The sequence below is a fragment of the Subdoligranulum variabile genome, assembly GCF_025152575.1.
GTDB lineage: Bacteria > Bacillota > Clostridia > Oscillospirales > Ruminococcaceae > Gemmiger > Gemmiger variabilis.
This window is the reverse complement of sequence record NZ_CP102293.1, coordinates 2,267,400-2,289,300: the sequence shown is the minus strand read 5'-3', so window position 1 is coordinate 2,289,300 and position 21,901 is coordinate 2,267,400. Positions and strand designations below refer to the sequence as shown.

Genomic DNA, 21,901 nt, shown 5'->3' with positions numbered 1-21,901 from the left:
GTTCACTCCTTTCCACAAAGTCTGTTACCAGTTCATCAGACCATAGCCTTTAATGCTTTGATAATTCAGGTCATAACTTTTGATCTTGCAGGCATCGCCGGAATTTCCCTCCACAGTATAAACACGGCTGCCATCCGTACCGATCACGATACCCACATGGTCTGCTGTCCCATCCAAATCCCAATCAAAGAAAATTGCATCTCCGGGAGCCAGATTATTATAGCCTCTTGCACCCCATTGTCCATGAGACTGGAACCACGGAACGCCCTGCCACTCACAGCCTGCAAAGCGCGGTTCACTTTTTCCAGCCTGGTTATAACACCAGGATACAAAGCAGGCGCACCACTCCACGCGGCTGTCAAAGCCATACCAGCTCCAATAAGGATAGCCGCCCACATTGCCCACCTGACGCTTGGCCAGTTCCACCAGCTGAGGATTGCCGGGGCGGGTACCGTTAATGAACTGCACACCGGACAGATCTTCCGAGCCGCTGGTATCAGGGGAACCGCCGCCAAACAACAACGACTTATTGCCCATGGTCTGTCGGTAGACCTGATACATTTCCATCTGCTCCGGGGTCAGTAACTCCGACGCCACAGCGGAAATGGGCTTGCTGGTGAGTTTCACATTCAAAATGTAATACTCATAGGGGACTTCTTCTGAGGTGGTCTCGCCGGTCTCCGGGTCGGTGGAGGTCTCCGTGCGGTAGCGAATCTCCACTTCCTCAGTAAGCGTCAGCTGATACTGTGCTGCAAACACACGCGCCAGCTCTGCCTGAGCGCTCTGCTGGGTGTAACCTTGCAAGACGGCAGACAGAAATGCTGCCAGCTCATGAGGGTCATGGCCGATCATACCAAGGTCATAGCGATACTCGTCATACCCTGGGTGGCTGCTTTCAATGTTGTCGATTTCCTCCTGCAGCTGGACTTCTCTGACTGCATAATCTGCCTCCACTGCCAACATTTCCGGGTCATCCGACGGATAAGTGGTGCCGGAGAGAACGGAACCGATGCTCTGCGCCATCATGGAGCAGGAGGACATGGTATTCATCAGCATACAGGTAATGAGGAACAAAACCCCTGCCATCAGGAAACCCTTCTTGTGGCGCATGACGAACGCCCCTGCCTGCTGTGCCTTTTCTTTTACCGTCCTTGCGGCTTTTCCGGTTTTGGATGCAGCCTGGGCGGTATTTCCGGCAGTCTGACCGGCGTGTTTGGCGGCGGCATACTGCTTTTTGATGGCCTGCTTTTGCTGCCAGCGGGAAAGAGGGTTGCTGGCAAACTGGGGATTTTCCTGTAAAGATTTCTGGTACAGAACATTTACATTTGCCTTTTCCAGTTGGCGCTCTGCCTGTGCTGCTTTGCGGTATGGCTTCAGCTTGTGGCTGCGATAGCCCTCCCGCACCAGATAAGCGCCGGTCTCCACCGCTTCCTCGGACTTGTGGGCGCTTTCCACGCCCACATTGTCCTGCTCTGTTTCCCGGATCTCTTTGTGTAGCTTGCCTGCGACCAGATAGACGGGAGCTTCCCTGACTCCTTGAGAAACTTTGGAGGGTGGCTTTTTCTTGTCCTCAAAGGTCAGCTTCGAGGTCTTTTTTCCGGTATCCGGGTCAATGACCGTCTGCCTGACCTTTTTCTTTGGGATATTGGCCTGCGCCTTATCTGCTCTAGCCGCAGCTTTCTCCGCTTTACGGATCGGCTTTTCCAGTGCAGGATCAGACCGTTCCTCATCAGTAAAGCGCAGGCGCGGCTCCTTATTCAAACCATTCTCCCAGCATGAGGGAGGACATCATGTAGTGCAGCTCTGCATAAATGGCCATTCCCACAGGATCGTTGAACATACAACCGGACAGGTAGGCGTAAAACTGTGCCACCACATCGGACAGGATTTTCGCTTCGGTTCCTTCCAGAACCAGACCGCCCATACCTTCCTTGGCACGGATGGTGCTCCAGACCTCTGCCAGACGGAGCAGCCCCACCTGACCGGTCTCATTCAGTTCGGCTGCCTGATCTGCCGCCGTGCGGCACTCACTTACCGCATCGGCCATGACCGTAAGCAGCTGGCTGCGCTGGGCATTTACCGCCCTGTCAAAAAACATCAGCGGGTTTTGATTCAAAATGTTGGGGTTCATCATCATTCATCCTCCTTCTTTTTCAGTTCCTGGGGTTTGGTGGTCATAATGCGGTACAGCTCGGTACTCTTCGGGAAGTGGTCCACGAAAGGCAGAATTGTGGAGCCATAGAACAGCAGGCCCTCGCCCTCACCGGAGTGGGTCACATAGCTAAGCTGGTGCGTGGAAATGCCCAGCTGCTTGGCGAGGATCTGACGGTCTCCGCCTGCCTGGTTGAGCATATACACGAAGTCGGAATTTTCAAAGATATTTTCCACCTCGCGGCTGCTCAAAAGGTCTTTGACATTCTGGGTGATACCTGTCGGAATACCGCCCCATTTTCTGAATCGCTTCCAAATTTCTACCGTATAGGCGGCGGTCTGTTCCTCCTTCAAAAGCAGGTGCATCTCGTCGATGTAGTAACGGGTGGACTTGTGGGCGGCACGGTTGATGGTAACGCGGTTCCATACCTGATCCTGAACCACCAGCATACCGATTTTTTTAAGCTGCTTGCCCAGTTCCTTGATGTCATAGCAGACAATGCGGTTGTTGATGTCCACATTGCTCTGGTGATTGAATACATTGAGGGAGCCGGTTACATAGATTTCAAGGGCCGTAGCGATATACTGAGCTTCCTTTTCTTCCTGTTCCCGGAGCAGGTTATACAGATCCTCCAAAACGGGCATATTCTCCGGGCGCGGGTCATTGAGATAGGTCTGATAGACCAGGCGCACACAGCGGTCGATGATGGTTTTCTGCACCGGCTGCAAGCCCTCCTTACCACCCACAATCAGCTCACACAAGCTGAGGATAAAGTCAGACTTGAGTGACAGCGGGCTTTCATCATCCGAATAGTCCAGATTCAGATCCATCGGATTGATGTAGTTGGTGGAGGTAGGCGAGATCTTGATGACCTGCCCATGCAGACGCTCCACCAGAGGTGCGTACTCTGCTTCCGGGTCACAGATGATAACATCATCACTGGTAAGCAAAAAGCAGTTGGCAATTTCTCGTTTTGCGCTGAAGGACTTACCGGAACCCGGCGTACCCAAAATCAGGCCGTTTGGGTTTTTCAGCAGCTTTCGATCCACCATGATGAGGTTGTTGGATAGAGCATTGATGCCATAGTACAGAGCTTCTTTGCCGTTCTGGAATAATTCCTGTGTGGTGAACGGTACAAAGATAGCCGTAGAACTGGTGGTCAGTCCTCGCTGGATCTCGATCTGATTGAGTCCCAGGGGCAGACAGCTCATCAGCCCTTCTTCCTGCTGGAAGTCCAGCCTGGTCAACTGACAGTTATACTTCTGGGCAATGGAGCCTGCCTGGAAAATGTTGTTGCCAAGCTGACGGGGATTGTCCGCTGTGTTCAGCACCAGAAAGGTCAAAAGGAACATTCTCTCGTTGCGGCTCTGCAAATCCTGCAAGAGTTTTTTCGCTTCACTGCCGTAGGTAGCAAGGTCAGATGGAATGATGTCCATGTCGTATCCGGCACGGACTGCTTTTTTCTGTTCCTCGATCTTGCTGCGGTCCAGGTCGGTAATCTTCCGCTTTACCGTTTTGATGGCTTTCACCTGATCCACCGACTGAATGTGCATACTCACAATGAGCGAGCTTTCCATATCCAGAAAATCAGCCAGCAAACGGTCATTCAGTTCCGGTGCGAGAATCTGCAAAAAAGAAACAGCCCCGTATTTCTTGCCCATACGGAACTGCTTGCCGGTGCGGAACTCAAAGGAGCTTGGTGCAATAAAATCCTTTGTGGACAGACCGGAAGGAGCCAGCCAGTCCCATTCAAACTGAAACGGGAGTTGTTCATCCATGTGGAATACCGCATGAAGCTGAAAAAGCCTTTCTTTACCGTCCAGCGTTCTGGCAGCTACACCAAGACGCTTGAAGTTATTAAGTATATCTGTCTCAATACGCTCCAGACGGGGCTTGGCGGCTTTGATGCTGTCCGCGTCGATACCAAAGGTCAGGTATTTGGTCTTGATGAGACCGTTGTTACCTCTGGCCAGCTGATTTTGCAGCATTGTGGTGTATTCCTCGCGGATACTGTCAAAGGCGTCCCTCTGGGGCGGGATGGAAATGGAGTTAGCAAAGGTCTCCTCCGATGCCGCAAGGTTCAAAAAAGACAGCTGGAAATGAATCGAGCTGTCAAAATAATTGAGGAAATCACACCACCCCTCAAAGATTGCCGTCTTATCTTCGTTTTGGGAGAGCTGATAGTTGATGTCCTGAAACTGGATGGTCTTTGTGTAGTGGCTGTCCGATACGCGGCAGATTCCGTCCGGCCACATCCGTTCATAAGGGATACTGTCCTGCGCAGATTTTCCTTTTTTGTCCGTGCGGTTAGCGCGGGCAATGGCCGCTTCGATCTGCTTCTTATCGGCGCGGGACAGCTTTTTCTTTGTCTTTACCGGCTGCACAGTTTTTTCCTCGGTTTTTCCGAACATCCGATGCAGCCATTTTTTTATTGCGGTGAACAATGTCATACACCTCCTTATCGAGCATTTCCTGCCGCTTTAATACGGCATAAAAGTTGTTGGTCTGGTAAGGTCGCTGCTTTGGACGGATCACAGCTACTTTGAGAATGTTGCCCACGATCTTTTCCAGGGGCTGTCCATGCTTTTCGTACATAGCCAGCATAAAGAAGGGCAGCATAACCAGCATCATACACATAGCCGCTACACTGTTTCCGGTAGGTTTTCTGAGCAAAAAGAAAAGCGGTACGCCAATAAGCGCTCCGCCCGTGAAGCAGATAAGCTGCCGCTTGGTCAGATTGAACATGACCTTTGTTTTGACTTTTGTTAAGTCCTTGGGTACGGGTACATAAGCCAATGTGGAAACCTCCTTCCGTTTTAGTGCGCCTGAAAGACTGATTTGGCGAGACTTCCGGTTTTGAACAGCGTAAAACATAGCAGTACGGTGTAGCCCACGCAGCTCCAGATTGCCATGATGATGTCATCTTCCAGAGCGATGTTCTGCACCAGCACAGCATAAATTGCCACACAGACGATAATGAGAAACGCCTGAAAGCCCAGTGCCAGCAGGGATCGGAGGTAATTCTGTCCCATACCGCCCCATTCTTTACCCATCATTGCAGCCATTGGAACGGGAGCCACCGAAGTTACAAGGTAGATCTCGATCATACGGCCATAAATAACGATAAAGATACAGATATACAACGCCCACATGGTAATGCCAATAAAGAGGGATTGGAACCACAGTCCGAACAGCGGTCCCAAATCCATTTCCATCAGCCTCGGTTCCAGATCGGTCATAACTGAGGAAATGTCAATGGACGCATCCGAATTGATAATCCCTGCCGCCTGCGCCACCACGCTCTGCGCCATATCAAAGACGCCCATCACGATATTCCATGTGTTTGTGACAATGAGGATGGCAGCAGCTGATTTGAACACCCACTTGAAAATCATCCAGGTATCCACATCATGCAGGTTGTTCTTGTCTGCAATCATCTGGATCAGGTCTACGGTCATCACGATAGCCAGGATCACACCTGCAATCGGCACCATGATGGAGTTTGACAGATTCTCAATCATATTGAAAATACTGCCATTCCATCCCTGTGGGGTCTGTCCTACCTGTACGGATATATCCGCGACCTGTTGGTTTACGCTGTCAAACATCCCCGAAAGGTTGCTCATAATACCGCCCACCAGCATTTCTTTCAGCCAATTTGTCAGGGCTTCAAGTAAGAAATCCATACGGTGTCAACCTCCTTTCCGCCGCCCCCGCAAAGCTGCGGGAGCGGCAAGGATTTCATGCAGGAACGCTTAGACAGAGAACAGTCCGGAGAGCAGAGGTACAAGGACCATGCCGACTACGGCTACACCAGCGCCGGCCATGAGCTGCTTCATGCCCTGAGATTTTGCGCCAGGGTTGTCGTTGCCGTAACCTTCCAACAGGTTGATGACACCCCAGATACCAAGACCAGCGCCCAGAGCGATAACGAGAGTCTGAAGAACGGTAATTGCCTGTTCAAAAAATGCCATATAGTTTGTTAGCCGGAATCTGATTAAAAAATAGGTTTGTCATGTTTCATAGGCATACAAAAGCCGGAACAATCTACCGCCCGGTTTCCGGGGGCATGATTCCGGCTGTCCTCCTTTTTCATTATTTTGTTGATGATTGCCCGCTTTGTACGCCAATGGCCTCAACAGAGGCAGTTGCGGCAAATAGATACGATCACTCCTTTCTCAGCGGAACCGTATTACACGCCCTCCGTGTCTACTTCATATACATCGCAGACCTCATCAGGCTTGAGTTTTAGTCTGGCAGACAAAAATGCTTCAATATCAAAGGTATTTCGCTTGTCTGCATCAGCTGTGTATTTGAAATTAGGGTGTCTGGTAATGTCATACTTGTCTGAAAGAAACGGACGCACACCGCGCAACTGCAAGATGCACTTGCCGCCATCCATAACTGCCAGCTCGTCCTGGCTCATCAGCTCTTTTCCCAATTTCTGATAGTTGAGCGAGTGGGAAGTCTCCCTGCCACGGCTCTCTCCGGTGTTGTAGGTGTCGATGGTTTCCTTGCCCAGCACGGCAGCCAGCTCCTTGAGGGTGGTCGGTTCCTTACCGCCCAGGAAGATGGAAGTATCCATGTTACCGATGATGGTATCCGCGTTGTCCTTATAGATCGCCTTGAGCTGACTCTGCGCCTGCAACACCAGACAGGCGGAGATCTCACGGCTTCGGATGGTGGCCACCAGCTTTTCCAGTTTCGGAATCTGCCCGATGTTGGCACACTCATCAATCAGACAGCGCACATGAACCGGAAGCCTGCCGCCATACACATCGTCGGCCTTTTCACAAAGCAGGTTGAATAACTGGGTGTAGCACATGGAAATGAGAAAGTTAAAACTGTCATCCGTATCACTCATAATGAGGAACAGGGCAGTTTTCCGGTCTCCCAGAGTATCCAGCTCCAGCTCGTCATAAGCTGTGACCTCGCGCAACTCTGCAATGTCAAATACGGCAAGGCGCGCACCACAGGAAATAAGAATCGACTTGGCTGTTTTTCCGGCTGCCAGCTTATATTTCTTATACTGCCGCACTGCGAAGTGGTTTGGCTTTTCCGATTCCAGTGCATCAAACATCAGGTCTACCGGGTTTTTGAACTCCTCGTCATCCTCCCGAACCTCCATGGCGTTGATGAACTCGATGAGGGTAGAGAAATTCTGCTCCTCTACCGGAGCCTCATAGTGGATATACCCAATCAGCGCGCAATACAGCAAGGTCTCTGCTTTGACCCAAAAATCGTCCCCGGCCTTGCCTTCGCCTTTGGTATTGGCGATCAGCGTTGTGACCAGCTTCAAGATGTCCTTTTCGCTATGGATATAGGCGAAAGGGTTATAGTGCATTGATTTTCGGAAGTTGATGGTATTTAGAACCTTGATGCGGTACGGCTCATAAATGACCTTGCCGTGCTTATCCTTCATGGGCTTTCCGTCCTTTCCCAGTTTGGGTGCGCCCCTTTGGAGCATTTTCCCGCACTCCACCAAAATGGTTCCCTTCGGGTCTGTGACCACATAAGAACTGTGCATCTGCATCAGATTTGGTTTGAGCCAGAAACGGGTCTTACCGGAACCGGAGCCGCCGATCACCAGCACATTTTTGTTTCTGGCGGTCTTTGGGTCCTTGGGGCGGCTGTTCATGGTCAGGCTTTCGGTTTTTGTGAGAATGACATTGTTCTGGAACACCGGGTCGATGTAGGGAGCAATATCCTCACTGGTTCCCCAACGGGCAGAACCATACTCCATGCCATGACGGTACTTCTTGGCGTTTTTACTTTTGAGATACACCGCCAGACGCAGGCCAGCACCGCAGCACAGCCCCACCAGCAGATCCAACGGGTGCAGGCTGGGCCAGAAACTTTGCAGCGCTCCAGGCAGGACAGCAAACAGGGAAAGGAATTTCTCTGAAGCATTTGCCCCCTGTGCCAGCCGCCATGCCTCCCCGAAGTTGGTAGCAAACAGCCCCATCAGGAGATAGGGCAGGTTCAGCAAAACGAGCTTTTTGATGTCAAGCTGCTTTTTCATCGTTCCAGCTCCTTTCGCTTGGTGCGGTCCACCACGGCATTTTTGACCATCTCTTTGAACTGACTGAGTTTTGCCAGCACAGACGGGCGTTCCGTTTTCTCGGCCTTCTTGACCTTTTTGCTGGTGTACTCGGTAAATGCAGCGGTCAGCGCATCGGCGTCACGGCCTTTGAAAAAGATCAGGTACTTGGGCGGGGAGCTGCTGCGGTCTTTCTTCACCGCATAATCCACACCATATTTCCGGGCGATCTTCTCAAATTCCTTGATGGAAGGGTCTGTGATCTCGATATTGGAGATCCCCTGATTCTGACCAATGAGCTGCTTGACGGTCTGTTTGCCGTGGGGTGTCACAGGAGCGTCACGGCTTCTTTGCTTTTGCAGCTTCTTTTCCTTGCAGTGGGCCATGTACTTGCTGATGGCGGCTTTGAGCAGCCTGCCGGTGAACTTTGTTCCACTGACAACCAGCGTTAAAGTCCTGTTTTCCACTTCTTCCTGCATTTTCATCGCCTCCTTTCCACAAAATGTGCAGGGGTGGTGCATTTATTTCTAAGGCGGAACCACCAGCCTCCGGAGAAAATATTTCTTCATCGCTCCATCCCGCGGCTCTTTTTCTTTACCGGCTTCTTATCCGGCAGATTCCACTCTTTCCGAAACTCAGCCACACCTTTGGGGTCAAATGCCTTCAACTTCTCCAGATCAAAGGCAACGGCAGAATATTTTCCATAACCGGACTGCACCTGGTAGGGAAGCACCTTCCCCAATTTGTTCTCTTTGATGAATCGCAGCAGGTCCTTGCTGATGTCACCGGAAATAAACGCCTCTCCGGGGTCCAGGGAATACCCCGGAAGGTTCACCGTCATATCTGCAAACGGTTCCTCCCCATCTTCTGTATGGGTAATCATGCCGATATAAAGCCGCTGATTATTCGCATACATCCCAAGTTGCAGCGATATGGTTTCTTCCCCATATTCCCACTTAAAGGCTACTTTCTTTTCCTCATTCATATCGGATTCCTCCTATCGTATCTGTTCTTTGTGGTCATAAAACAAATCTCCATTTCTGACCTTTGCATGGCTGAGAATCTTGATCTGCCCCTTTGCCTGACTGTCCAGAGCTTTTTCATAGCCTATCTCTGACAAAAACAGGCGGGTGCGTTCTCCTTTCCAGCCCACCGGGGAATCATGCGTCAGCACATCAAAAATAATCATGTGCCGGGTGTTCTCCGCAAACCGCTGGAGATCCATGTAGTCATGGCCGTGATAGTTCTGCGCCCCGGCTTTCTGGCGCATTTCCTCCATCAGCTGACCGATTGTTTTGCCTTCCTGCATAAAACCCACTTTCTTTCCGTTCTTATGAGACCAGCAAGATCATCTCCCGCAGCTGGGCAAAGTAGAGCTTTCCCTGGGGCGTGACCAGCGTGTAGGAACCGGTATGACCGTGGTTGCAGTAGTCTTTAACGCAAAACAGTCCTGCATTTTTCACATTGGCATAAGGCAGCACATTGCCGGATGCCGTGCGGTACACAAACCGCCGTTCTATCAGAAACCGGACAAACCGGCGCTCTGGGACATCCAACTCTTTGGCGGTAGTCCTGAGATTGGTGCTGTGCTTTAAGTCGATGAACAGGTCATAGAAAGCGGCTTTGCCCTCCAGCTGTGCATTTTCCTTACGCAGAGAAATATTCGCTTCACGCTCAGCCAGCAAGTCTGAGCAGAGCTTCATCAGAGCTTCCGGGGAAGTGGCAACCTCCCACAGCTTCTCTTTCGTGAGATAGGCCCCGTGCTTGCGAATGGTAGGCAGGACCTCATCGAACACCCACCGTTCAAACCGTTCTGCCGATGGCAATTTGCTGTGAACGATTAGGCGGTACAAATCGCCTTCTGGGATAAAAGTCATACTGATTTTGCGGTCGGGGCTTTGTGGGTGAGGTGCGTCGCGTTTCACGACATACCTACAATGGCGGATAATTGCATCGCGGGGATTACTGTACCCCAGCGCAGCAGCCACATCCGTTCCGCTGAACAAGTATTTGCCGTTTTCCTCAATGACACGGATACTGCCAAACTCCGGGTTTTTGAAAATTTCCATCTGGTTCATGTCGTGCCTCCTTTGGCATGATAAAAGGCGGCCTTTACCAGCCGCCTGCGTGCATATCGTGATTGACCAGTGAAGTGTAGTGGTTATTCATGGTGGTAGGCGCATTGAACAGCACCGCAAGCAGGTACTGCTTCATGTTGCGTACCTGGGTGGTATTCTTTTGCAGACAGTCCATGACAAACTCGATGTGGGAGCTGTCCAGTTTCAAAAAACGGGAACGCACGATCTCGTGAGGGAAGTCTGCCCCAGAGATCCGGGTGGTCTTTCGTTTGGCACAGACCGTTTCGACCAACAGCTCTACGATCTCATTCAGGTCATCCAGGTAGAGAGGATAACGCTGTTTCATGCAGTCATACTCGATATTCTCCAAAATCAACTCCCGATAATTTTCTATCTCTGTGACAGACATCGCATCCCTTCCTTTCCGTTCCGGCGGTCTTTCCGCCGCTGTTTCCCGGAAGGGAATGGAATCGGTACTTGATCCATAAGTAATTGATTTTTCTGTATTTGATTTCTCTATATTTAATTCTGCGGGCTTTTCCGTATCCGGTTTTACCATATCCGGGTTTTCCGTATCTGGTGAAGCCGTATCCGGCTGGGACATATCTGGCTGGGGCTGTTCATAGATGACATACTCGGTATCTGTGATCCGCCCACTTTTATCGCGTCTCTGATGGCGCACGATATATCCGGCTCCTTCCAGTTCACGCAGGGCAGCACCGATGGCATCCACGCCCTCCTTACAGATCTTTGCAAGGCCACGGGTGGTGTAGTTCCAGTCCTCTGGCAAAGACAGCATCATGGAAAGCAGCCCCTTGGCTTTTAACGACAGGTTTGCATTTCGTAAATGATGATTGCTCATCACGGTATAATCACGGGTCCGTTCAATGCGAAAAACGGCCATCGACCTCACTCCTTCCGAATTTTGGGTACAAAAAAACCGCAATCCTCATTTCAAAGAATTGCGGTGTTCAGCGCTTTTCAAATTTTCTTGCATAGAACCAAAACAGTGGCTTTTGGGGACGCACCTCTGTAAATGGCTCCTCCTGGGCGAAAGGAAGTGTTTGCATCACGCGGTCAATATCTGTTGAATCCATGTCATGCTGAGATCTGCAATCTTCCCGGATTGCTTCTTGAATTTCCTTTACCGTACACATAGTCATTCCTTTCCTTTCGTTGTATGGGTTTATGAGCGGCGGCGTTTTCCCGGTTTGAAATCGAGGATATGTCCCTCAATCACACGAGCGTAACGCTTGATCTTGATCTCCCGGCGCTGCTGGCTTTGCAGGGCGGTCTGATACCCGTCCTCAGTCAAAAACAACCGCATTTCATCTCCGGGGCTTCCGTAAGCAGTGCTGGGACGCAGGACGGAAAACTCAATCATCCAGCGCGTGTTATCCCAAAACCTCTCTACGGCGAGAATGTTGTGTCCTTTCAGCTCACGGGCTGAAATATCCCTCATAGGCGGCTCCTTGTATTATAGAGTAGTAGTTATTAGAGCCCCTCTCCAAGGGCTGTGCTACACTGTAAGGGATGCTGTGGATTGGTTGGCGGCTCCTACCACAAGATGGTTCACGAAAGGTTCCAACCACAGCCCCTTACAATTTTGTTAATCAGTTAAATACCGCCAGACGGTTTATGTGGAACAAGGCTACAAAAGTAAGGTGTACTGTGGATGCAGCATCACATATTTTCTCTGGAGGTATTTGTTATGGTAGTTTCTGTTGGCATTGATGTCTCAAAAAACAAGCATGATTGCTTCATTGTAAGCTCAGAGGGTGAAGTCCTGGCGGATGTTTTTACTATCCCTAACAACATGGACGGTTTTTATGCTCTACTGGAAAAAATTCGAGCTTGTACTACACCGCAGGACAAAATAAAAGTAGGGCTTGAGGCAACCGGGCATTACAGCTACAACATTCTTGGGTTTCTTCTGGACAACGGTCTGGCCACCTATGTCTTGAATCCCTTACGCACGAATCTCTACCGGAAAAGTCTCAGCCTGCGAAAGACCAAGACCGACCGTGTAGATGCTCGAACCATTGCTGCTATGCTGTTATCCGATGTGGGCCTCAAACCCTACACGAATACAGCATATCACAACGAGGAACTAAAGTCACTCACCAGATACCGTTTTGACAAGGTGAAAGAACGAGCAAAGCTGAAAAGCTCAATTTCCAGACTGGTTTGCATTCTCTTCCCTGAACTGGAGAAGCTGGTGTCCTCTCTCCATTTGGCGACTGTCTACGCTCTGCTGGAAGAGTTTCCAGGTTCCAAACAGATTGCCAAGGCACACCTGACAAGGCTCAAAACCCTTTTGGGGAACGCCTCCAAAGGTCGCTACGGTCGGGATATGGCTGTTACTATCCGGAGCGCTGCTCAGAATTCTGTTGGGTCCTGTATGCCTGCCAAATCCCTGGAATTGCAACATACCATCCGGCTTATCCGTGAATTGGATGCTGAGATCGCTGAAATCGAGGCTGAAATTGAGACAATGATGGACAAGATACAGTCTCCCATTACAACTATCCCTGGCATGGGCTTTCGTATGGCTGCCATGATTCTTGCTGAAATCGGCGACTTCTCTCGGTTTGAGTCACCGGACAAATTATTGGCCTACGCCGGAATGTCGCCTTCTACTTACCAGTCCGGGCAGCTCAAAAATTGCTATCCCCACATGGAGAAGCGTGGCTCTCGATACTTACGCTACGCTCTTTACAACGCAGCCAAGTATGTATGTCACTGGGACCCAACCTTTGCTGCTTACCTTGCTAAGAAAAGAGATGAAGGCAAACACTACAATGTCGCACTTTCTCATGCCACCAAAAAGTTAGTTCGTCTGCTGTTTGCCCTGGAAAGATCCAGACAGCCTTATTGCAGCTTGGCGGCCTAATTCCATCTTGTTAGCCTACGCCGGGGTCCCTACGGACCTCTGCTTTGCTATACCTTTCTTGAACTATCTCTTTTCACCACCACCATTCATTTTTGGGGTTGACTTTTAATAGTTAATCTTTCATCGTTCATGGTCTCTCTGGCGCTTTTTCTGCCACCCCTCCAGCAGCTTGATGATGGTTTCCTGCATCCGCTGGGGCGTGTAGCTCTTGGGAAAATACTTCCGCAGGATGTCGGCAGAAAGGGTCACTTTGTCGAGATCGCTTTTCTTTTCCTCGCCCATGATGACGCGCATCATATCAAGGGTCAGATGTCCCTCCTGGCTGTATTTCTTGAGCCGCTGGGCCTGGGAGAGAGAAGGGGTAGACTGTTCGCTGTCCATCGCGTCCAACAAGTCCCGCTGCTCCTCTTTTTTGAGGAAAGACAGCTCATAAGCCGGGTTGAGCGCGATTTTCTTTTCATCCACCATATCCAGCAGTTCAGGGATCAGCTCCGTCAGGCGGATATAGCGTTGCACCTGCCGCTGGCTTTCACCGGCTTGGCTTGCAACAAGCTGAATAGAAGTCTGCGACTTCTCGCCAACTTGGCGAGAAGTTAAGTCAGAGCGTTCCCCCTGATGTTTAATAGCCTCCAGCTTCATCTTGTAAGCAAAGGCCCTCTCGCTGGGGAGCAGGCTTTCCCGCTGCAAGTTGCTGTCCACCATGATGATGGTGGCGGCATCATCGTCCAGGTCTCGGACAATGACCGGCATGGTTTCTTTCTCGGCCAGCTCACTGGCCCGGTGCCGCCTGTGACCGGCCACCAGCTCATAGCCGCCCTCCGGGTCCGGGCGGGCAATCGCCGGAACCAGAACACCATACTGCCGAACGCTGTCGGCGGTCTCCATCATGGCCTCGTCATCCTTGACTTTGAAGGGGTGGTTCTTGAAAGGATGCAGCTCAGACAGCGGGATTTCCCGTACTTTTTCCAGCTTGGCATCCTGGCGGCTTTCCTCAGTGGAAAACAAGTCATCGTATGGAGCCAGCTCTACTTTTTTCGCGCTGCTTTTCAAGTTTTATCACCTCCTGGGTCAGATTTTTGTAGCCCTCGGCCACCTTGCCATTAGGGTCATGGGCAAAAATGCTTTTGCCCTCGGCGCTGATTTCTTTAGCCCGGACGGAATGAGGAATCTCGGTGCCAAACACCTTGATTTTGCTGCCGTAGGTTTCCCGCAGCAGGGCAGCGATCTCCTTGGCAAAATTGGTGCGGTTGTCCACCATCGTCAGCAATATGCCGTCGATCTGGAGTTTGGGATTGATCTGCCGCTTCACCTTATTGATCGTCTGGAGCAGCTGTTCCAGGCCCTTGGCGGGCAGATACTCCGCCTGGACGGGGATTATGACCCTGTTGGCGGCTGCCAGCGCGTTGACCGTGAGCATACCCAGGGATGGCTGGCAGTCAATCAGGATATGGGAATACTGTCCCTTGAGCGTGTCCAGATACTGCCGCAGGATAGTCTCTCGGCTCATGGCGTTCACCAGGGAGACCTCCATGCCGGAGAGCTGGATGTCAGCGGGCATCAGGTCAACGCCTTCCGGGTGGTGCAAGATACCCTCGCCAGGGCGCAGCGGCTCGTCCATCAGGATACGGCCCATAGCGTCGGACAGGGTAAAGGGCAGCTTGTCCGGCTGGGGATGGCCCAGGCTGATGGTCAGGCTTCCTTGCGGGTCCCCGTCGATCAGCAGCACCTTCTTCCCGGCCTGCACCAGCCCGATCCCCAAGTTCGCGCAGGTGGTTGTCTTGCCAACGCCGCCTTTCTGGTTGGCAATGGCAATGATTTGCGTGTTCATTGACTTCACCTCATTTCTAATTGTTTCTGTTGCTTCTGGAAATAGAAAAAGCCGCCACTCCAAAATAAAAGGTGAAGTGACGGCTCTTTCTATCGCCGGAATACGAGTTCCTGAAATGAAAAAAGCACCCAGTCATTTTATACTGAGTGCTGAATCAAATTCATATTCAATTATTCAAATTAGGTCAAACTATGCCAAACTGCCACAGCCCAAAACGAGGGGAAGGCAGGCTGAAAAGCACCTCCAAAAACACCCCCAAAATCGGCTCTCGGTTAACCACTTTGGGCACCACTTGACCCTCTTTTTGCCCTCTTTTTGGCCGGTTAACCACTTGCGGACCACTAAAAATTGGGTGAAAACGGCTCTAGTTTTGCCAAATTTGGTCAAACCATATCAGCCCGTTTAGATATAGCAAAAGCCCGGAAAACCTTGATTTTCCGGGCTTTTTGAACCATTTTGATATAGTCTGAGCAGTCGATTATCGCTTGCTGAACTGCGGAGCGCGACGAGCTGCTTTGAGACCGTACTTCTTACGTTCCTTCATACGAGGATCGCGGGTCAGGAAGCCAGCCTTCTTCAGCGCGGGGCGCAGCTCAGGGTTGAACTGCAGCAGGGCGCGGGACAGGCCATGACGGATAGCGCCGGCCTGGCCGGAGCAGCCGCCGCCAACCACGTTGACGACCACGTCGAACTTGCCTTCGGTCTCGGTGAGGACCAGCGGGCTGTTGACCAGGAGCTTCAGGGTCTCCAGGCCGAAATAATCGTTGATGTCGCGGCCGTTGATGGTCATCTTGCCGGTGCCATTGTAGACACGCACGCGGGCAACGGAATGCTTACGACGGCCGGTGCCGTAGAAATAAGGTTTCGTCTCGTACATCTTCTATTGCCTCCTTAACTCAAAACTCAACGGCTTCGGGCTTCTGAGCCGCATGGGAATGGTCAGCAGCCTTGTAGCAGTGCAGGCGGGTCATGGCCTTGGCGCCCAGGGTGTTGCTGGGAACCATGCCCTTGACGGCATAGGTCATGGCCTTGTCGCTGGCCTCAGCCATCAGGGTCTTGTACTGGGTCTCCTTCAGGCCGCCGATCCAGCCGGAATGGGTGCGATGGAACTTCTTCTCCAGCTTCTTGCCGGTCAGGACAGCTTCGTCGCAGTTGATGATGATGACATGATCGCCACAGTCAACGTTGGGAGTGAAAGTGGGCTTGTTCTTGCCGCGCAGGATGACAGCAGCCTTGGCAGCAACGCGGCCGAGGGGTTTGCCGGCGGCGTCGATCACATACCACTTGCGGTCAGCCATTTCAGCGGGCTTAGCGAGAGTCGTGCTCATAATAGGGACCTCCATTGAAATAGTAACACGTCCGTTCCAAAACGGTATCTTACAGCGCCGGACAGCGAACGTGTCCGCGGCGCTTTTTCGCGCAAGTGTGATTATAGCAGAACCGCACTCCGAAGTCAACGATTTTTGCCAAGAATTTTAATATATTCCCGTGTAGCTTTCAATTCCTCTTGTTTTCTCTTGAATTCTCTTGTTTTCTAAATTCCTATTTTTCGTTTTTCCGATAGGGGTATCACGCTGCATCGATGCAAAAAGCCCGGCCCGCCGGACAGACAAAGCTGTACCAGCGGGCCGGGCTCTCTTGGTTGGATTTCCGATTTACTGTTTGATTGCGCTGACGACGCGACGCAGGTCGCACTCATCTTCGCAGACAATCTTCACGGGGTGGCTGTAGTCCAGGCTCATCATCCCCAGGATGCTCTTGGCATCGGCAATGCTGCCCTTCATGTCGTGCACGCCGACCGCGTTATAGCATTTGGCGGCAGCAGACACGATTCCCTTGACCTCAGTAAAGTTGGAAACCTTGACTTGTTTCACCATAGTTATGACCTCCAGACATTTTCCCTCTGCAGACCGCCTTGGGCGACAACATCCAAATGATGTCCGCCGCGCGGTCCGCATCCAGGGCGGGCCGGACCACCATGTCCTGTTTTCCCGTCCCTGTATTGGGCATTATATCACAATTATTCCCGCTTTGTTTGTGCGAGATGCACAAAGCCCATTTTTTCCATTTCCTGCACAAAAGGGCCAAATCTGCATTTTAGGGATTTGTTGAGTTTGCTCAATTTTCTGAATTATAACGGGTGTTCTTTCATATTGTTTTCGTTTTCTGGAAGTATTATTTATGTATTTGCACCGATTTTTGGCATTTTTTGAATTTTTCAGATTTTTTTTGATCCGAAATTCCGCCAATTTTTAAGACTCGTTGCAACAAAAGCACATATTTTAGGGTGCTTATACGGACAAAACGCTCTTTTACAGGCCCTTCATGGTCAACGCAATACGCTTTTTGGCAACATCCACAGAGAGAACTTTCACTTTTACGATGTCACCGACCTTGAGCACCTCCCGCGGATGCTTGATGAAACGGTTGCTGATCTGAGAAATATGCACCAGGCCATCCTGATGCACCCCCAGATCCACGAAGGCGCCGAAGTCGATGACGTTGCGCACCGTACCGGTCAGCTCCATACCGGGTTTGAGGTCCTCCAGGCTCATGACGTCGCTGCGCAGCAGCGGTTTGGGCAGGCTGTCCCGCACGTCGCGGCCCGGCTTGCACAGTTCCGATACGATATCATGCAGCGTGGGAGCGCCGACGCCCAGCGTTTCGCAGAGGGTCTTCTCCCCCTTTGCCTTGACGGCGGCAGGCAGCGCCGACAATTTCTCGGTGCCGATCTCTGCCGTGGTGTAGCCGCAGGCTTCCAGCAGCGCCTTGGCCGCCGCATAGCTTTCCGGATGGACCGCGGTGGCATCCAGACGGTTTTTCGCTTCCGGCAGCCGCAGGAAGCCCGCACACTGTTCATAAGCCTTGGGCCCCAGCCCCTTGACCTTTTTCAGCTGGGCACGGGAGGTAAACGCCCCCTCCTCCTCCCGCCAGGCCACGATGTTCTTGGCCGTGGCGGCGCTGACGCCTGCCACACGGCGCAGCAGCGGCGCGCTGGCGGTATTCAGGTCCACACCCACGCTGTTGACGCAGTCCTCCACCACACCGTCCAGTGTTTCGTTCAGGCGTTTCTGGGGCATATCGTGCTGATACTGCCCCACACCTACCGCTTTGGGATCGATCTTGACCAGTTCCGCCAGCGGATCCTGCAGACGGCGGGCAATGGACACCGCACTGCGCAGGTTCACATCGAACTGGGGGAATTCCTCGGCCGCCAGCTTGCTGGCCGAATACACCGAGGCCCCCGCCTCGCTGACCACCATATACTGCAGATGCAGACCGGATTCCTCGGCCAGTTCCCGGATGACAGCGGCGGCAAACTCCTCGGTCTCATGACCGGCGGTACCGTTGCCGATGGCCATGACCTCCACACCGTTTTTGCGCACCATTTCCTTGATGATCCGTTTGGCCTGGTCCACCCGCTTGAATTCCGGCACCGGGTAGACCACGTTGGTATCCAGCACCTTGCCGGTGGGATCCACCACCGCCACCTTGCAGCCCATCCGGTAGCCGGGATCCAGACCCATCACCGTTTTGCCGCGGATAGGCGGCTGGAGCAGCAGCTGGCGCAGGTTATCACCGAAGACCTTGATGGCCCCTTCGGCCGCTGCATCGGAGAGCTCTCCCCGCAGTTCATTGGAAAGGCTGGGGTGGATCAGCCGGCTGTAGGCATCCAGGGCAGCCTCCTCCACCAGCGCCGCGCTGGCGCCGCCGGTCTTTTTGCGGGCAAACATCCAGGCCGCAATGGCCCCGGCCCGCTCGGCATCCACCTCGATGCTCACCTTCAGATACCCTTCCCGCTCGCCGCGGTCCAGCGCCAGCACGCGATGGCCAGGAATCTTGGCGATGGGCTCGGCGTAGTCGTAATACTGGGCATAAACGCTGTCCTCATCCTTGGCCTTGGTGCTGGCGATCCGTCCGAACGCACGGTAGTACCGGCGCAGCTCGGCACGGCAGGCTGCATCGTCGGAAACCCTTTCCGCGATGATATCCCGGGCACCGGCCAGCGCCGCCTCCACGTCGGGCACTTCCTCGTTGAGGTACGCCGCAGCAGCAGCCTGCGGGTCCAGGGAAGCGTCCTGCCGGAAAATGGCGTCGGCCAGGGGTTCCAGCCCCCGGGCCTTGGCGATGCTGGCCCGGGTCTTGCGCTTGGGTTTGTAGGGCCGGTAAAGGTCCTCCACCTCCGCCAGCGTCTTGGCCTTGGCCAGGGCTGCGGTCAGTTCCGGCGTCATGGCCCCCTGTTCGGTGATGGAGGCGGTGACCTCCTCCTTGCGTTTGTCCAGGCCCCGCAGGTATTCCAGGCGGTCCCCCAGATTGCGCAGCACCTGGTCATCCATCGAGCCGGTGGCCTCCTTGCGGTAGCGGGCAATGAACGGGATGGTGTTGCCCTGGTCGATCAGATCGATGGCCCCCTGCACGTTCTTGACGCTCAGATTCAGTTCAGCGGCCAGTTGTTCAGCATGGTTCGGCATTCAGTTTCCTCTTTCTTATTCGATACAAAATCAGCAGATACACGCCGTAGACCATCACCCCGGCCAGACTGATTCCGGCCGAGAGCGACAGCCCCGGTGTGTGGTACGTAAAGGTAATATCGGCGTCCCCCGCCGGGACCAGCACCGCCATCAGGCCGTTGTCCACCTTCTCGATGACGGCCGGCACGCCGTTGACGGTGGCGGTAAACCCATCATCGTAGGGCACACTGAAAAAGACCAGTTCCTGGTCGGCATAGCTGGTGTGGGCGGTAAACCCGGTACGGGTGGCCGTAAAGTTTGCGACACTGCTGCCCCGACGGTCGGCGCAGTCCTCGGTGTAGGTGGTAAAAGAACGGTCATCCAGTTCCGCCTCGGGCAGCGGCTGCAGCAGTCCGGCGTAGGTTTCCGCCTGATCTTCGTCCAGCAGCAGCGCCCGCATCAGGATCTGGGCGCGCTCCTCCTCCGGCACCGCTTCCAGCTGGTCGGCGGTGACGTAATAATCGTAGGTAAAGCCCATGGGCACCCAGTTGTCGTTGCGGTAGATGTCATAGGCCGACGTCTCACCACAAAGGGTCCAGCCGGCCAGCTTCTCGTTGGCCCAGTCATCGGCGCTGTCCTTGGCCACCAGCGTATACCGCACGCTGAGCAGCCCCCGCAGCGCATAATTCTGGGCGGCGGGCTTGGAATTCACATCCCGGGTGACACCCACCTCGGGGTAGAATTCCATGATGCTGGGCGCCACAGTGGAGTTGAAGAACTGCAGGCAGCTCTTGTCAAACCACAGGCCCAGATTGTTGTGCGCCCCATAGGCATCCAACCGGTAGAAAGCATCCTCGGGCAGGATCTCGTTGATCTCGTCCACGGAATCGTAGGTTTCGGCGATGAGGTTGGCATCGGTCTCCCATTGGGGATATTTGGTCAGGGACAGATGCACCGTTCCGTACAAAAAGCTGAAGGCCAGCACCCCTGCCAGAAAGGCCCTGGCCCAGCCGCGGCGGCCGGCGGCCAGTTTCCAGAGCGCCCAGAAGAGCAGCACGCCCAGCACACTCACCGCAAAGATGCCCCAGAACCGGGGCTGCAAGTCCACCACACCCAGCTTGAAATTGCCGTCCTCATCGGTGTTGGGCACCACCGCAAAGGCCGCGGCACTGAGGGTCACCAGAGCCACCAGCCGCCAGGCGCGGGGCACCTGACGCTGGGCCAGATGGGGCCGTCCCAGCACATAGGCGGTGGCGCCGCAGAGCACCAGCACCGGCATATAATACCACCGGGCGTAGTAGCTGGAATTGAGGGCATAGAAGGCACTGTTGAGCACCGGCACAAAGGCGCAGAGGATGCAGGTCTTTAAAATATAGGTAAAGGGATGGTTGCGCCGCCCGCGGCAGAAGGCAATGCCGCCCACAATGCCCACCAGCGGCAGATAGGCCGTCATGCTGGTATGTTTGAGGATGCCCTCCTGGAACATATCCTTGAAATAGGGAGCATCGGGCATGAGGAAGGCGCTGTAGAGAATGGCCCCATACTGCTGGGAATTGCCGTAGACCAGATACCCATAGCCGTTGTAGGGGTCGATGGTGCGTGGATTCTGCAGCAGCGAAAGGCCCGCCGGGATCAGCAGCACACAGCCCATGGCGCAGCCGAGGATCGTCTCCCCCGCCAGGGCCGCAAAACTGCGGGGACCGATCTTATAGACCCGCCCCGCCAGCATACACAGAAAATACAGGATCAGAAAGACGGCCTGGCCGGCAAAAAAGAAGTAGTTATTCACAAGATTCAGCGCCACCCAGAAGGGGAAGGGCCCCCGCTTGCCGTCCAGCACAGCGTCGTCCAGGGAGGCCAGCATATAGGGAAACAGCGCCACCACGTCCAGGAAGTGGTTGAAAAAGATGTTGTAGACCGTAAACCCGGAGAAAGCATACAGGCAGCCGGCCACCACGCTCCAGTCCTCGTTGCGGACCCAGCGGCGGGCCCACAGGTAGGCACCGCCTCCGGCCAGGGCCATCTTGAGGCAGAGCAGCGGCACCATCATCCAGGGCATGAGCCGGGCGGGCACCCAGAGGCTCAGCCAGAAGAAGGGACTGCCCAGCAGATAGAAGGAATAGGCGTTGACGAACCCGCTGCCCAGATCGGTGGCCCAGCTGAAAGTCCCGCCCTGCTTCACAAAGGCGTTGGCGTACTGGTAGAAGTTGATCTGCTGGTCATTGAAGTCGCCGGCATAGTGGAAATACCCGCCGCCTCCCACCGCGTCCGCGATGCAGTGGGGCAGGAAGAGCGCTGCCGCCACCAGGAAGCAGAGCAGAAAGACCTGTCGGTAACGGGATTTTTGTTTTGGAAGTGTAAGCTGCATGGCCAGAACCCGGGAAACAATCCCAATCAATGTACTGTGTTTATGGTAAAATCGTGGTATACTGATTCTAACACACAGGAAAGGTCGCGTA

General features: G+C 53.3%; 22 protein-coding genes. 1 reads left to right on the top strand and 21 read right to left on the bottom strand.

What is annotated here, in order from left to right; all coding sequences use genetic code 11:
• Nucleotides 1-24: 24 nt before the first annotated feature.
• The 14 genes from NQ490_RS10670 to NQ490_RS10605 all read right to left on the bottom strand — a co-directional run bounded on the left by NQ490_RS10670 (nt 25) and on the right by NQ490_RS10605 (nt 11,732).
• A complete protein-coding gene (locus NQ490_RS10670) occupies nt 25-1,761 on the bottom strand; it encodes a C40 family peptidase (protein ID WP_007045773.1) in 1,737 nt (578 codons plus the stop codon).
• Nucleotides 1,754-2,134, bottom strand: coding sequence for a DUF3851 domain-containing protein (locus tag NQ490_RS10665; protein ID WP_429835015.1), 381 nt, complete (start codon nt 2,132-2,134; stop codon nt 1,754-1,756). The genes NQ490_RS10670 and NQ490_RS10665 overlap by 8 nt, the downstream gene beginning before the upstream one ends.
• A complete protein-coding gene (locus NQ490_RS10660) occupies nt 2,134-4,536 on the bottom strand; it encodes a VirB4-like conjugal transfer ATPase, CD1110 family (protein ID WP_007045771.1) in 2,403 nt (800 codons plus the stop codon). Before NQ490_RS10660 ends, NQ490_RS10665 begins: the two co-directional genes overlap by 1 nt.
• Nucleotides 4,493-4,948 carry a PrgI family protein gene (locus tag NQ490_RS10655; RefSeq protein WP_002576235.1) on the bottom strand — a complete coding sequence of 152 codons (456 nt, stop codon included), beginning with the start codon at nt 4,946-4,948 and terminating at the stop codon, nt 4,493-4,495. The genes NQ490_RS10660 and NQ490_RS10655 overlap by 44 nt, the downstream gene beginning before the upstream one ends.
• Before the next feature lie 20 nt (nt 4,949-4,968).
• Nucleotides 4,969-5,838: a VirB6/TrbL-like conjugal transfer protein, CD1112 family gene (locus NQ490_RS10650; RefSeq protein WP_002576236.1), complete on the bottom strand. Its 870-nt coding sequence runs from the start codon at nt 5,836-5,838 to the stop codon at nt 4,969-4,971.
• Between the two features lie 69 nt (nt 5,839-5,907).
• Nucleotides 5,908-6,126 (bottom strand): Maff2 family mobile element protein, encoded by a 219-nt coding sequence (locus NQ490_RS10645; RefSeq protein ID WP_003525154.1) that lies wholly within the window; start codon nt 6,124-6,126, stop codon nt 5,908-5,910.
• 218 nt (nt 6,127-6,344) lie between these two features.
• On the bottom strand, nt 6,345-8,174 hold the full coding sequence (locus NQ490_RS10640; protein ID WP_007045768.1) for a VirD4-like conjugal transfer protein, CD1115 family: 1,830 nt from the start codon (nt 8,172-8,174) through the stop codon (nt 6,345-6,347).
• Nucleotides 8,171-8,671, bottom strand: coding sequence for a PcfB family protein (locus NQ490_RS10635; protein ID WP_002570687.1), 501 nt, complete (start codon nt 8,669-8,671; stop codon nt 8,171-8,173). Before NQ490_RS10635 ends, NQ490_RS10640 begins: the two co-directional genes overlap by 4 nt.
• A gap of 86 nt (nt 8,672-8,757) precedes the next feature.
• A complete protein-coding gene (locus NQ490_RS10630; protein ID WP_007045766.1) occupies nt 8,758-9,177 on the bottom strand; it encodes a DUF4313 domain-containing protein in 420 nt (139 codons plus the stop codon).
• A gap of 12 nt (nt 9,178-9,189) precedes the next feature.
• Complete coding sequence (locus NQ490_RS10625) at nt 9,190-9,501, bottom strand: DUF5720 family protein (protein WP_007045765.1); 312 nt, start codon at nt 9,499-9,501, stop codon at nt 9,190-9,192.
• A gap of 22 nt (nt 9,502-9,523) precedes the next feature.
• Complete coding sequence (locus tag NQ490_RS10620; RefSeq protein WP_007045764.1) at nt 9,524-10,270, bottom strand: BRO family protein; 747 nt, start codon at nt 10,268-10,270, stop codon at nt 9,524-9,526.
• 34 nt (nt 10,271-10,304) lie between these two features.
• Complete coding sequence (locus NQ490_RS10615) at nt 10,305-11,174, bottom strand: DUF6017 domain-containing protein (protein WP_007045763.1); 870 nt, start codon at nt 11,172-11,174, stop codon at nt 10,305-10,307.
• A 67-nt stretch (nt 11,175-11,241) separates the two neighbouring features.
• Nucleotides 11,242-11,427 (bottom strand): hypothetical protein, encoded by a 186-nt coding sequence (locus NQ490_RS10610; RefSeq protein WP_040917401.1) that lies wholly within the window; start codon nt 11,425-11,427, stop codon nt 11,242-11,244.
• 29 nt (nt 11,428-11,456) lie between these two features.
• Nucleotides 11,457-11,732 (bottom strand): DUF5720 family protein, encoded by a 276-nt coding sequence (locus NQ490_RS10605; protein ID WP_007045761.1) that lies wholly within the window; start codon nt 11,730-11,732, stop codon nt 11,457-11,459.
• 249 nt (nt 11,733-11,981) lie between these two features.
• On the opposite strand from NQ490_RS10605, the gene NQ490_RS10600 reads away from it, so the two are divergent.
• A complete protein-coding gene (locus NQ490_RS10600) occupies nt 11,982-13,163 on the top strand; it encodes an IS110 family RNA-guided transposase (RefSeq protein WP_040917863.1) in 1,182 nt (393 codons plus the stop codon).
• A 120-nt stretch (nt 13,164-13,283) separates the two neighbouring features.
• On the opposite strand, the gene NQ490_RS10595 is transcribed toward NQ490_RS10600, so the two are convergent.
• From NQ490_RS10595 to NQ490_RS10565, 7 genes are all read right to left on the bottom strand, one after another.
• Nucleotides 13,284-14,213 carry a ParB/RepB/Spo0J family partition protein gene (locus NQ490_RS10595; RefSeq protein ID WP_040917400.1) on the bottom strand — a complete coding sequence of 310 codons (930 nt, stop codon included), beginning with the start codon at nt 14,211-14,213 and terminating at the stop codon, nt 13,284-13,286.
• Complete coding sequence (locus tag NQ490_RS10590) at nt 14,170-14,991, bottom strand: ParA family protein (RefSeq protein WP_007045758.1); 822 nt, start codon at nt 14,989-14,991, stop codon at nt 14,170-14,172. The genes NQ490_RS10595 and NQ490_RS10590 overlap by 44 nt, the downstream gene beginning before the upstream one ends.
• A gap of 478 nt (nt 14,992-15,469) precedes the next feature.
• On the bottom strand, nt 15,470-15,868 hold the full coding sequence (gene rpsI, locus NQ490_RS10585) for a 30S ribosomal protein S9 (RefSeq protein ID WP_007045756.1): 399 nt from the start codon (nt 15,866-15,868) through the stop codon (nt 15,470-15,472).
• A 19-nt stretch (nt 15,869-15,887) separates the two neighbouring features.
• Complete coding sequence (gene rplM / locus NQ490_RS10580; protein ID WP_040917399.1) at nt 15,888-16,319, bottom strand: 50S ribosomal protein L13; 432 nt, start codon at nt 16,317-16,319, stop codon at nt 15,888-15,890.
• A 327-nt stretch (nt 16,320-16,646) separates the two neighbouring features.
• Nucleotides 16,647-16,868: a hypothetical protein gene (locus NQ490_RS10575; protein ID WP_007045754.1), complete on the bottom strand. Its 222-nt coding sequence runs from the start codon at nt 16,866-16,868 to the stop codon at nt 16,647-16,649.
• A gap of 435 nt (nt 16,869-17,303) precedes the next feature.
• A complete protein-coding gene (locus NQ490_RS10570; protein WP_007045752.1) occupies nt 17,304-19,463 on the bottom strand; it encodes a Tex family protein in 2,160 nt (719 codons plus the stop codon).
• A complete protein-coding gene (locus tag NQ490_RS10565) occupies nt 19,447-21,810 on the bottom strand; it encodes a YfhO family protein (protein ID WP_007045751.1) in 2,364 nt (787 codons plus the stop codon). Before NQ490_RS10565 ends, NQ490_RS10570 begins: the two co-directional genes overlap by 17 nt.
• Between the last annotated feature and the right edge of the window lie 91 nt (nt 21,811-21,901).